At 69.3% G+C, this 12,693-nt stretch carries 8 protein-coding genes; 5 read left to right on the plus strand and 3 right to left on the minus strand.

The features are described from left to right. Positions 1-101: 101 nt before the first annotated feature. The 3 genes from P3L51_RS31215 to arfA all read right to left on the minus strand — a co-directional run bounded on the left by P3L51_RS31215 (position 102) and on the right by arfA (position 5,020). Positions 102-1,412 carry an extracellular solute-binding protein gene (locus P3L51_RS31215; RefSeq protein ID WP_354608691.1) on the minus strand — a complete coding sequence of 437 codons (1,311 nt, stop codon included), beginning with the start codon at positions 1,410-1,412 and terminating at the stop codon, positions 102-104. After that, complete coding sequence (locus P3L51_RS31220; RefSeq protein ID WP_354608692.1) at positions 1,409-3,358, minus strand: glycoside hydrolase family 2 protein; 1,950 nt, start codon at positions 3,356-3,358, stop codon at positions 1,409-1,411. Before P3L51_RS31220 ends, P3L51_RS31215 begins: the two co-directional genes overlap by 4 nt. Positions 3,359-3,520: 162 nt before the next feature. Beyond that, positions 3,521-5,020 (minus strand): arabinosylfuranosidase ArfA, encoded by a 1,500-nt coding sequence (gene arfA / locus P3L51_RS31225; protein ID WP_354608693.1) that lies wholly within the window; start codon positions 5,018-5,020, stop codon positions 3,521-3,523. A gap of 237 nt (positions 5,021-5,257) precedes the next feature. On the opposite strand from arfA, the gene P3L51_RS31230 reads away from it, so the two are divergent. From P3L51_RS31230 to P3L51_RS31250, 5 genes are all read left to right on the plus strand, one after another. After that, a complete protein-coding gene (locus tag P3L51_RS31230; protein ID WP_354608694.1) occupies positions 5,258-6,301 on the plus strand; it encodes a LacI family DNA-binding transcriptional regulator in 1,044 nt (347 codons plus the stop codon). Positions 6,302-6,594: 293 nt separating this feature from the next. Further along, on the plus strand, positions 6,595-7,953 hold the full coding sequence (locus P3L51_RS31235) for an ABC transporter substrate-binding protein (protein ID WP_354608695.1): 1,359 nt from the start codon (positions 6,595-6,597) through the stop codon (positions 7,951-7,953). A gap of 1 nt (position 7,954) precedes the next feature. Beyond that, a complete protein-coding gene (locus P3L51_RS31240) occupies positions 7,955-9,016 on the plus strand; it encodes a carbohydrate ABC transporter permease (protein ID WP_354608696.1) in 1,062 nt (353 codons plus the stop codon). A gap of 74 nt (positions 9,017-9,090) precedes the next feature. Continuing rightward, positions 9,091-9,978 carry a carbohydrate ABC transporter permease gene (locus P3L51_RS31245; RefSeq protein ID WP_354608697.1) on the plus strand — a complete coding sequence of 296 codons (888 nt, stop codon included), beginning with the start codon at positions 9,091-9,093 and terminating at the stop codon, positions 9,976-9,978. Positions 9,979-10,084: 106 nt separating this feature from the next. Then, complete coding sequence (locus P3L51_RS31250; protein ID WP_354608698.1) at positions 10,085-12,610, plus strand: carbohydrate-binding protein; 2,526 nt, start codon at positions 10,085-10,087, stop codon at positions 12,608-12,610. The last annotated feature ends 83 nt before the right edge of the window (positions 12,611-12,693 follow it).

Genomic DNA, 12,693 nt, shown 5'->3' on the forward strand with positions numbered 1-12,693 from the left:
CCACGTCGTCCGCGTCTGCGGGAAGGCCGGCCTTCGTCGACGGCGTTCGGACCGGTGACGGTGGGCACGCTGCTCATGGCCATCGCTCCTCTCCTGCGGGATCAGGCCGGATTGGGCTTGGACAGAAGCGTGTTGATCTCCGACTCCATCGTCCGTACGGCGCTGCGCGCCGACGCCGCCCCGGTGAGGGTCGGCTGAAGGGCCTGGCACATCCGGTTCTGGAAGTCCGATCCGGAGCCGGTGAACCAGGCCTGCGGATCGAGCACCGGATGGTCGGCCGCCGCGGCGTACTCCGCCTGCGGATGCAGCCCCGCGTACTCCTTCGACTCGACGACCGGCCGGTACGCCGGGATATGACCGGCCGCCGCCCACGCCAGGCTCGACTTGACCAGCTCGGCGACGAACTGATGCGTACGGCGCCGCCGGTCCGGATCCGCCTCCGTCCGGTGGGGGAGCACCAGGGAGTGGCTGTCGGAGGCGCCGCCCGGCCGGTCGAAGAAGGTGGGGAAGGGAGCGGCGCCGAGGGTGTCCTTCTTGGCCGTACGGAAGGTGTTGAGCTCCCACTCGCCCGAGAAGATCATCGGGGACCGGCCGTTGGCGAACGCCGCGATCGCCGTGGTGAGGTCCATCGTGCGGCAGTCGGGCCGCGCGAGGTCCGCCATGAACTCCACGACCTCCGCGGCCACTTCACGGTCGATCTCCAGCCGCCCACCCGACAGGTCGAAGGTGGCGCCGGTCTGGTTGAACAGGGTCCAGAACATGCGCCAGCCCATGGCCGCGTCGGTGACATGACCGAAGACGGGGCCGAGCTTCCCGTGGTCCTCGCGGAGCTTCTCGGCGACTTCGAGGTAGTGCGCGGGCGATTCGAAGGGGAGCGGCTGCCCGTCGCTCCCCAGGAGCCCGGACCTGTCCATCATGTCCCGGTCGAAGTAGATGATGAACGGGTGGGTGTCGAGGGGGATCGCGTACGGCTCGCCCTCGTACAGACAGCGCTTGAACACCGTCTCGTTGAGATCGTCGCGCCGTACGCCGAACTCGGCCAGCAGATCCATGTCGAAGGGGTCGAGCAGCCCGCCGGGGGCGTAGCCGGGCAGCCGGGTCAGATGCAGGATCGCGAGGTCCGGCGAGCGCCCGCCGGCGGAGGCCATGGCGAGCTTGGTGTAGTACGGAGGCCCCCACTCCAGGACCGTGCTCCTGACCTTCAGCCCCGGCGTACGACGCTCGATGTCCCGGGTGATGTCCTTCATCAGCGCGCCGTCGGGCCCCTGGAACAGATTCCAGTACTGGATCTCCTCGGCGTCCGAGACGCTGCCCGTGACCGAGCCGCAGGCGCTGAGCGCCGGGGCCAGGACGGTGGCCCCGGCGCCGTACAGCGCGCCCTTGAGCAGCCGGCGCCGGGACGGGCCGTTCACCGCTCGGCCCCTCCGTCGTCGCCGCCCGCTCCCGCGGGATCCTCGAACGCCGCGCGGCGCACCTGGGCCGCGCGCAGCCGCCCGACGTCGAGTTTCGGCGTGCGGTCGAAGCGGTAGACGCCGTTCTGCTCCTGGAAGACATCGGTGAGTTGGGTGTAGCAGTAGCCGAACATGTGCGGATCGTCGAGCAGCACACCGGTGAGCCCGGCGAAGCGTCGCTGGAACTCCTCCTCCGTACGCGGGCGTTGGCCGTAGCCCCACGAGACGCTGCGGTCGGCGTCGTCCACCGAGGTGTCCTGGTCCGGGCCGTCGCGATGCGCGGCGGCCTCTTCCGGATTCCACCAGATGCCGCCGAACTCGCTGCAGAAGTACGGCTGTCCGCGATAGGGCAGCGACCACACGGCGTCGGTGTCCCGCTCGTCCGGATTGGTGAACGGCGCGTCCTTGTCCAGGCCCGCCATCTGCGCGCGGAACAGCGACGGGTCCTGTTCGTAGCTGTGCGAGTCGTACACGTCGGTCTCGGCGACGCGGTGGGAGTAGCCGGACGCGTCGATGACCGGCCGTGAGCGGTCGGCGGCCTTCGTCGCCAGGAACATGGACCGGGTGACGTCGTCCAGGACCGTCCCCCGGTCGTGCAGTTTCTGATGGGTCTCGTTGAGGGGACACCAGCCGACGATCGAGGGATGGGAGTAGTCCCGCTCCAGGGCCTCCAGCCACTGCGCGGTGTATCCGGCGGTCGGCCGCTGGTTGTCCCTGGTGGTGGTCCCGCTCGCGCAGCCCCAGTCGCCGAACTCGCCCCAGACGAGATAGCCCAGCCGGTCGGCGTGGTGCAGGAACCGCTCCTCGAAGACCTTCTGGTGGAGCCGGGCCCCGTTGAAGCCCGCGGCGAGCGAGAGTTCGATGTCCCGTACGAGCGCCGCGTCGTCGGGCGCCGTCATCAGCCCGTCCGGGTACCAGCCCTGGTCGAGTACGAGCCGCTGGAAGACGGGGCGTCCGTTGAGCAGCAGCCGCTTGCCGTCGATGGCCACCGATCGCAGCCCGGCGGTGCAGACGGCGGAGTCGGTCACCCGCCCCTCCGCGTCCACCAGTTCGATCAGCGCCGCGTACAGATGCGGGTCCTGCGGGCTCCACGCCCTGAGCCGGCCGGCGGGGACGGTCAGCACCATGCGGGGCGCGAGGTCCAGATCGGCGGGTACCTCGGCCCGTACGACGGTGTCGCCGTCCGCGTCGCGGAGCACGGCCCGTACGCGGTACCCCGGGCGGTTGGCCGACAGCGGCAGTTCGAGATGGAACGCGCCCGAGCCGAGGTCCGGGGTGATGCGCGGGCGCTCCAGACGGACGCCGGCGACCGGCTCCATCCACACGGTCTGCCAGATCCCCGTCGTACGGGTGTAGTTGCAGGCGCTGTTGGCGTACTCCACGGACTGCTTGCCCCGTGCCTGCGGACCGTGCGGGGTGTCCCTGGCCCGTACGACGATGACGACCTCAGCGTCTTCGCCCGATCCCGCTTGCGTACCACCCGCGACATCGCCGAGATCCACGGTGAAGGAGGTGAACCCGCCGCTGTGCCGGGCCACTTCACGCCCGTCCGCCCACACGGTCGCGTCGTGGTCGACCGCACCGAAGTGCAGGAGCACGCGCCGCCCCGCCCAGTGCGCCGGGACGCGCACCGTACGCCGGTACCAGACGGCGGGATGGAAGTCGGGGTCCCCGATGCCCGACAGCTCGGACTCGGGGCAGAAGGGCACGACGATCCGGCCGGTGAACTCTTGGTGGACCAGGCCGCGTTCCAGGCCGCTGTCGCCGGGGTCGAATGCGAACTGCCACGTGCCGTTGAGATTCCGCCACTCCTCCCGCACGAAGCTGGGACGCGGATACTCGGGCCGCGGGACGGTGTTCGACTGGTCGGACGGGGAGTGGGGCGGGCCGGTGGGGGGCAGTGACATGGCGTCTCCGGTCGGGGAAGAGGCATGTGCGGGCTCGTGAAGCCACGGGCCGGCCAGTCGGGAGGCCGGCCGGACGCGTGCGGCCGGTCATCGATTACATCGATGTAAACGGCCCGGTGTAAATACCTCGCACAGAGGTTTCTCGTCATCGGGGACCTGCCATCAGGCCAGCCGGATCATGTTCCAGGACAGCGGAGCGAGTGTGGCGCGCAGAAAATCGCCGGACAGTTCGCTGCCCAACTGGGCTCGTGGCGCCACCCGTTCGGGCTCGGCGAGGGTGTTGCGGGCGTCGGGATCGGTGTCGTGGAGCGCGCTGTGCTCGACGACACCGACCACCCCCGTCCCGCGCAGGGAGATCTCCAGCGGCAGCGGCTCGGTCGTGCTCCGGTTCACCGCGAAGACCGTGACCGAGCCGTCGCCACCCCGGACGGCGGTGGCGTGCAGCAGATCGGCCTCCCCGTACTTGCGGGTCCGATACGTGGGCGAGTCCGCCGCCACCTGAAGCACCCGGCCCCGGCCGTACCGCGACGCCTGCTGGAAGGGGAAGTACGTGGTCTGCTTCCAGGCGGCACCGCCCGGCTCCGTCATGATCGGCGCGATGACATTGACCAGCTGGGCGAGACAGGCGACGGTCACCCGGTCGGCGTGCCGCAGCAGGGCGATCAGCAGCGAGCCGACCACGACCGCGTCGGTGACCGAGTACGCGTCCTCCAGCAGCCGGGGCGCCTCGTCCCACGTGTCGCCGGCCGGGGGCTCGTAGCGCGACTGGTACCAGACGTTCCACTCGTCGAACGAGAGATTGACGCGCTTGGCGGACTTGAGCCGGGCGCCCACGTGGTCACAGGTGGCGACGACGTTCTCGATGAAGGACTCCATGTCGACTGCGGAGGCGAGGAACGAGTCGCGGTCGCCGTCCGTCTCCTCGTAGTACGCGTGCAGCGAGATGTGGTCCACCAGGTCGTACGTCTCCAGCAGCACCTCCGCCTCCCACGCGGCGAACGTCGCCATGGCCTGGTTCGAACTGCCGCACGCGACCAGTTCGACGGACGGGTCGAACCGGCGCATGGCGCGCGCGGTCTCGGCGGCCAGCCGCCCGTACTCCTGGGCCGTCTTGTGCCCGGTCTGCCAGGGGCCGTCCAGCTCGTTCCCCAGGCACCAGAGCCCGATGCCGTACGGCTCCTTCGCGCCGTGCGACCGGCGCAGCTCGGACAGGGCGGTCCCGGCGGGGTGGTTGGCGTACTCCTGGAGGTCGAGCGCCTCCCGCACGCCGCGCGTACCGAGGTTGAGCGCCATCATCGGCTCCGCGTCGACCTTGCCGACGAAGTCCATGAACTCGGCCAGGCCGAAGCGGTTGGTCTCGGTCGAGTGCCAGGCGAGGTCGAGTCGGCGGGGCCGGTCCTCGACGGGGCCGACGGAGTCCTCCCACTGGTAGCCGGAGACGAAGTTGCCGCCGGGGTAGCGGATCACGCTCACCCCCAACTCCCGGACGAGAGCGAGGACATCGCCGCGCAGGCCGGCGGCGTCGGCGGACGGGTGGCCCGGCTCGTACACCCCCGTGTAGACGCAGCGGCCGAGGTGTTCCACGAAGGAGCCGAAGAGACGGTCGTCGACCTCGCCGACGGTGAAGGCGGGGTCGAGGGTGAAGTGGGCGGTGCGGGCCATGCGTTCCTCACCTGGGTTCGATATATCGGACGCCGGTCGTGATCCCGGACGTGAACAAGGGGAACGTAGGACGGGCGAAGGGTCTCGTCAACGGTTCCGGCCGGCGGGCCGCCGGAGCCGCGACCGGGGGGAAGGCATCGCGTGGCCGGGTCGGACCCGAGCATGGCCGCCCTTTCATGTCAGATAATTGCGCGACCGAACTTCATTTCTTGCGCGGTGTGTTGGTAGGTTGGCGGCGTGAAGAAAAGACTCTCTCAGGTGGCCGAGTTCGCCGGCGTCAGCGAGACGACGGCCCGACGGGTGCTCAACGGAGCGACCGACGTGGCGCCGTCGACCCGCGACGCCGTGCTGACCGCGATGGACGTCTGCGGCTTCGAGCGACCGCGCGAGATGCAGCGCGAGCGGGCCGCGCTCGTCGGGCTCGTGGTCCCCGATCTCCAGAATCCGATCTTCCCCGCCTTCGTCGAGGCGCTGGCGGGCCTTCTGAACAAGCGCGGCCTCATCCCGGTCCTGTGCACACGCACCGCCGACGGGGTCTCCGAGGCTCACTACATCGACATGATCCTCAAGCAGAACGTCGGCGGGATCATCTTCGTCGGCGCCAGTTACGCGGACGCCGGCCCCGAACACGGACGCGCCCTGCGTGAACGGCGGATACCGATCGTGCTGCTCAACGCGGCGGACGAGAATCTGGGTGTCGCCCAGGTCTCCATCGACGACTCGGCCTCCGCCCAGCAGGTGCTGGGGCATCTCGCCTCGCTCGGACACGAGCGGATCGGCATGATCCTCGGCCCGGTGGGGCATGTCCCGTCGGCCCGCAAGCTCGCCGGCTACCGGACGTTCCGCGAACAGCGGATGGGCGTGGGGTCCGGTCCGGGGGAGGACTGGCGCCAACTCGTCGCCCACGGGCTGTTCTCGATGGAGGGCGGCGCCACCGCGCTGCCCCGGCTGCTGGCGCACGGCGCCACCGCGGTGGTCTGCGCGAGTGACGCACTCGCCCTTGGCGCGATCCGGGCCGCGCGGCGGCAGGGACTGCGGGTACCGGAAGACCTCTCGGTCGTCGGATTCGACGACTCTCTGTACATGGTGGCGACCGATCCGCCGCTGACGACGGCGCGTCAGCCCGTCCAGGCGATGGCCGCCGCGGTGATCGCCTCGCTGGCGGCGCAGATGAAGGGGCACGCGACGGAGGGCGAGATGATGATGTTCGACACCGAGCTGATCGTGCGCAGCTCAACGGCGCCTCCGCCGTCCGCCGCGAAGGGCCCCCGGATGTCGTGAGGGCCCGGCGGGGAGCGTCGGGACGGGAAGGGGTCCGGCCAACGGCCGGGCCCCTTCCCGTCGTTCACGGCGGAACCCGATCACCCCGCGCCGTCGTCCTGTCCGGTGACAGTGCGTCACACCCACCTCTGGGTCGCCCTCTCCTTCAGATTTAGTTTTTGCGCATGCTCATTGACTTCTTGCGTATCCCACTTTTACTGTCGGCGCCGACGAGACGACGCGGCGGCCGAGCCGCCGCAAGTCACGCAAACCATTTGCAGACTGCGCCAGGAAGGCATGGGATCCCCATGGACATGGATGGCATCGCACGACGTCGCGCGCTCGGTCTGGCCCTGGCCTCGGCGATGATGCTCGGTCCTGCCGCCTGCGGCAGCCCGTCGGAGCCGTCGGGCGTCGGAAAGGACGGCACCGTGACCATCAGCGTCAACGACATGCCGCCCAAGACGCAGCCGGTGGACCGCAAGATCTTCGAGCAGGACGTCAAGGCGTTCGAGAAGGCCCATCCGAAGATCAGGATCGAGCCCCACGAGGGCCAGATGGACCCCAAGACCTTCGCGGCGAAGCTCGCGGGCGGCCAGCTGGAGGACGTGTACTACGTCTACTTCACCGACCCGGCCGGTCTGATCCAGCGCCGGCAGGGGGCCGACATCACGCCGTACCTCAAGGACGTGCCGTACCTGAAGGACATCCGTCCCGAGTTCCAGGACGTCTTCAAGGGACAGGACGGCAAGATCTACGGCCTGCCGAACGGGCAGTACTCACTCGGCCTGGTCTACAACCGGGCGCTGTTCGAGCGGGCGGGACTCGACCCGGACACGCCGCCGACGACCTGGGACGAGGTGCGGGCCGCGGCGAAGAAGATCAGCGCCCTCGGTGACGGCACGGTCGGATACGCCGACTACAGCAAGAACAACGAAGGCGGCTGGCACCTCACTTCGTGGATCTACTCCATGGGCGGTGACGTCGCGGTCAAGGACGGCGACCGGTGGAAGGCCGCGTTCGACGACGCGGCCGGCCGCGACGCGCTTCAGATGCTCCACGACATGCGCTGGACCGACAGCAGCATGGGCACGCGTCAGCTCCTCCAGATAGCCGACGTCCAGAAGATGATGGGCTCCGGAAAGCTCGGGATGTACATGGCCGGCCCGGACAACGTCCCCACGATCGTCAAGCAGTTCGAGCGCGAGTACGACGACTACGGCGTCGCCGCCATGCCCGGCTCCGCGACCCTCGGCGGCGGCAACGGCTTCATGTTCAACCCCAAGGCCTCGCCCGAGAAGATCGAGGCCGGAGTGCGATGGGTCCAGTGGAAGTATCTGAACCCGGACCGCACGGACTTCAACGACAAGCGCATCGGCGACCAGGACGTGCCGATCGGGCTGCCGCTCGACCGGCTCTACACCGACGAGGTCCAGAACAAGGTCGACAGGATCCACGCGAAGTACGCCAACGTCCCGCAGAAGAACTTCGCGCCCTTCATGGCCCGCAACGGCCAACTGGAGCAGAAGGTCGAGCCGCCCAACGCGCAGCAGATCTACACCGTCCTCGACGGCGTCATGCAGTCGGTCCTGACCAAAAAGGACGCGGACCTCGACCGGCTGCTCGGTGACGCGGCGAAGAAGGTCGACTCCCTCCTCGCCACGGTCAAGTGACATGGCGACCACGCCACCGTCCACGACGTCCACCTCTTCGTCAACGACATCGTCCCTGTCCTCGTCGCCGGGACCTGCCGCCGGCGGCGAGGCGTCCGGGAAGACCGCGGACTCCGGGCGAGCGGTCGCGAAGACCGGGCGCCGCGAGCGCCCGCCCGGGTCGCCCGGCACGCCCCGTCAGGTCCGCTCGGACCGCCTGCGCCGTCGCCTGCGGGAGAACCTCACCGCGTACCTCTTCCTGACCGCCGGAGTCCTCTGCTTCGCGGTGTTCTCCTGGTACCCGATCGTCCGCGGCGGGCTTCTCGCCTTCCAGCAGGTGAACTTCGCCGAACCCGCCACCTGGGTGGGCCTCGACAACTTCCGCCGCCTCTTCGACGACCCGCTGTTCGCGACGGCCTGGAAGAACACCGGCTACTTCACCCTGCTCGCGCTCGTCCTCGGCTTCGCCGCCCCCTTCGCGACGGCGGTTGTCCTGGGCGAACTCCGCCACGGACGCGGCTACTTGAGGATGGCCGTCTATCTGCCGGTGATGCTGCCGCCGATCGTCACCATGCTGCTGTGGCGGTGGTTCTACGACCCCGGCCCCGGACTCTTCAACAACACCCTGGAGATCTTCCACCTGCCCGCCCAGCAGTGGCTGGAGTCCGAGCACCTCTCGATGATCTCCCTGGTCCTGGTCTCGACCTGGGCCAACATGGGCACCACCACGCTGATCTACCTGGCCGCGCTCGGCTCGATCCCCGGTGATCTGTACGAGGCCGCGGAGCTGGACGGCGCGTCCATCCGGCGACGGCTCTGGCACGTGACCATCCCGCAGATGCGGTTCATCCTGATGATCACGCTCCTCCTCCAGGTCATCGGCACCATGCAGGTGTTCATCGAGCCGTACATCCTCACCGGCGGCGGACCGGACGACGCGACCGTCACCGTTCTGCTGCTGCTGTTCCGCTACGCGTTCGTCTACAACGACTTCGGCCTGGCCAGCGCGATGAGTTCGCTGCTCTTCGTGGTCCTGGGCACCTTCGCCGCCTGCTATCTGCGGCTGACCCGGAGCAAGGACTGAGAGAGCCGTCGGGACCGAGAGGACCGACAGCGCCGAGAGAGCCGCGAGAGCCGAGAGGACAGAGAGACACCGACATGGCCGCCGACACCCCCGTACGCACCCTGATCGCCCCCACCGAGATGACGGGCCGCAACAGCCGGTTCCTCTACCGCTTCGTGCTGGCCATGACGCTCATCGGCTTCACGCTCGCCTTCGTCTTCCCCCTCTACTGGATGGCGACCGGCGCGCTCAAGTCGTCGTCCGAGCTGGCCGATCCCGACATCACCCCGCTGCCGCGGTCCTGGCACCCGGAGTCGTACACCGGCGCCTGGACGAACGTCGGGCTCGGCAAGCACTTCCTCAACACACTCGTACTGGCCCTCGGCGCCTGGCTGTTCCAGCTGCTGGTCGCCGTCTCCGCCGCGTACGCCCTGTCCAAACTGCGGCCCCTGCTCGGCAACGTGATCCTCGGCATGATGCTGGCCACCCTCATGCTGCCGGTCTCGGCCCTGCTCGTGCCTACGTACCTCACCGTCGTGGACATCCCGATCCTCCACGTCAACCTGATCAACACCCCTTGGGCGATCTGGCTGCCGGCCGCCGCCAACGCCTTCAGCATCTTCATCCTGAAGCGGTTCTTCGACCAGATACCGGCCGAACTGCTGGACTCCGCCCGGATCGACGGAGCCGGACCGCTGCGGGTCCTCGTCTCCGTGGTGCTCCCGCTCTCCCGGCCGGTGCTCGCCGTGGTGTCCATCTTCGCGATCGTCGGCGTCTGGAAGGACTTCCTCTGGCCGATGCTCGTCCTGCCCGACCCCGCCCGACAGCCCATCACGGTCGCGCTCAACCGGCTGTCCGAGTTCATGCCGGCCAACCAGCTGCTCGCGGGCATGGTCATGGCCAGTGTGCCGCTGCTCGTCCTCTTCCTGATCTTCCAGCGCCACATCATCGCCGGACTGACCGCGGGCAGCCTCAAGGGCTGAGCCCACCGCACCGCCCACCCGCCCCGTGACGGCAGCCGTCGTCACGGTAGTCCCCCCATGGCACCCCACTGCCTCATCGGTGCTCATCCCGGAAGGACAGACCGCTGTGACACCCGTACCCATAGCGCGTTCGAGAGCCGCCCGATCCGCCCTGATCCCCCTCCTCCTCGCACTCCTCTGCACGCTGACCCAGTGGCACGGAGCCCCCGGCGCCGCCGCCGGCACCTCGACCGTCGAGGCCGAGTCCGCGATCCTGTCCGGCGGCGCCGCCCGCTCCACCGAGCACCCCGGATACACGGGCTCGGGCTTCGTCGGCGGTTACACCGACGGCAACAAGGGCAGCGCCTCCACCTCGTTCACCGTCCCCTCGGCCGCGGCCGGAAACGGGTCGCTGAAGATCCGGTACGCGAACGGCACCACGGCCACCATGACCCTGAGCCTGTACGTCAACGGCGCCAAGGTCCGCCAGATCAGCCTCCCCGCCACCGCGAACTGGGCCACCTGGGCCACGCGCGACGAGGCGGTGCCGTACAAGCAGGGGACCAACACCGTCGCCCTCACGTTCACCGGCACCGACAGCGGCAACGTCAATCTCGACAACTTCGCGGCCGTCACCCCCGACGCCCCGACCGAGCCGCCCGCCGACGCCCCCGCCCAGGACGCCGAGGACGCGTACTTCTCCGGCGGCTCCGGCGTCGCCAACTCCGCCTCCGGATACGGCGGAAAGGGCTATCTGACCGGCTTCACCAAGGCCGGCGCGCGCGCCGTCTTCGCCGTCGACGCGCCCGCCGCCCGCACCTATCCGGTCGCCGTCCGCTACCGCACCCCCGCGTCGGCGGCGGCGAGCGTGAGCCTGACGGCGAACGGCACGAAGATCCGCCAGATCCAACTGCCGGGCACCGCGGGCGCGTGGCGGACGGCCACCACCGACGTGCCGCTGCGCGCCTCCCTCAACACCCTGACCCTGCGCACCGAATCCGGCGACGCGGGCGACTTCCAGCTCGACGGCATCACCGTGACCGGCGCCGACGCGGGCGAGAGCCGGGGCGCGACCGTCCCGTACACCGCGTACGAAGCGGAGAACGGCGCCACCAACGCGACCACCATCGGCCCCGACCGCACCTTCCTCAGCGTCCCGTCGGAGGCGTCGGGCCGTAAGGCCGTCGTCCTCGACAGCACCGGCGAGTACGTGCAGTTCACGCTCACCCGGCCCGCCAACGCACTGACCCTGCGCTACTCGATCCCGGACAACGCGGCGGGCACAGGAACGTCGGCGACGCTCAGCGTCTACGCCGACGGCGCGCCGGTCAAGGACCTGGACCTGTCGTCCAAGTACGCCTGGGTGTACGGCGGTTACCCGTACAACAACAACCCCTCACAGGGCTCCGCCCACCACTTCTTCGACGAGACACGCGCCACCATCGGCGGCTTCCCCGCCGGCACCGTCCTGAAGTTCCAGAAGGACGCCGGTGACACCGCCGCCAACTACACCCTGGACCTGGTGGAGACGGAGACCGCACCGGCCGCCGCCGCCATGCCATCCACCGGTTTCGTCTCGGCGACCACCCTCGGCGTGACCCCCGACGACGGTGGCGACGACACCGCCGCGCTCAACTCGGCGGTGGGGACGGCCAGATCACAGGGCAAGGGCCTGTGGCTGCCGGCCGGTTCGTACAACATCTCCGACCATGTGAACCTGACCGGAATCGCCCTGCGAGGCGCGGGGGAGTGGTCGACCGTGCTGCGCGGCAAGGACGGCAAGGGCGGTCTCTTCGGCCGGGGCGGCACGAACACCGTCCAGGACCTGACCATCGCCGGGGACGTCTCCTACCGGGACGACGCCAACTTCCACGCCGCGATCGAGGGCGACTTCGGGACCGGATCGACCATCCAGAACATCTGGATCGAACACACCAAGGTCGGTCTGTGGATCGACGCCCCCACCGATGGCCTGTACGTGAGCGGCCTGCGGATCCGCGACACCTTCGCCGACGGCATCAACCTGCACAAGGGCACCGCCAACACCGAGGTGTGGAACACCAGCGTGCGCAACACCGGCGACGACGCCCTCGCGATGTTCTCCGAGGCCCAGGCCGTCCGCAACAGCGCGTACCGCTTCAACACCGTCCAGGTCCCGCTGCTCGCCAACGGCGTGGGGATCTACGGTGGCAACGCCAACCGCGTCGAGGACAACGTCTTCGCCGACACCGTCACCGGATCGGCCGGCATCGCGATCAGCAGCCGCTTCGCCCCCGTGCCCTTCAGCGGCACCACGGCCGTCCAGCGCAACACCCTTGCCCGGACCGGCGGTTACGAGCCCAACTGGCAGAGCGAGTTCGGCGCCCTGTGGATCTACGCCGACTCCTCCGACATCACGGCGCCCGTACTCGTCCAGGACATCGACATCATCGACAGCACCTACAGCGGTGTCCTGGTCTCGTGGCAGAAGACCGTCAGTGACCTCACCCTGAAGAACATCAGGATCCAGAACACCGGGACCCACGGCATCGAGATCAACGCCGGCGGAGCCGGCACGTTCTCGGATGTCACCGTCACGGGCGCGCCGGACGGCGGGCTCGACCTCGCGGGCGGCTTCGCCATCACCCGGGGCAGCGGCAACAGCGGCTGGTAGCCCGAACTGCCGTACCCCCGGCGGCACTCGGGAAGCGCACCGCCCCGCGCACCGCCGCGCACGGCGCACCGTCACCACCCCCA

Origin of the sequence: Streptomyces panacea, assembly GCF_040560175.1 — a bacterium.
Taxonomy (GTDB): domain Bacteria; phylum Actinomycetota; class Actinomycetes; order Streptomycetales; family Streptomycetaceae; genus Streptomyces; species Streptomyces panacea.

Excerpts from the sequence above, each read along its gene's own strand:
- arfA (WP_354608693.1), bottom strand. The coding sequence starts at position 5,020 with ATGGCCCGCACCGCCCACTTCACCCTCGACCCCGCCTTCACCGTCGGC.
- P3L51_RS31245 (WP_354608697.1), top strand. The coding sequence starts at position 9,091 with ATGGCCGCCGACACCCCCGTACGCACCCTGATCGCCCCCACCGAGATG.
- P3L51_RS31235 (WP_354608695.1), top strand. The coding sequence starts at position 6,595 with ATGGATGGCATCGCACGACGTCGCGCGCTCGGTCTGGCCCTGGCCTCG.
- P3L51_RS31220 (WP_354608692.1), bottom strand. The coding sequence starts at position 3,358 with ATGTCACTGCCCCCCACCGGCCCGCCCCACTCCCCGTCCGACCAGTCG.
- P3L51_RS31240 (WP_354608696.1), top strand. The coding sequence starts at position 7,955 with ATGGCGACCACGCCACCGTCCACGACGTCCACCTCTTCGTCAACGACA.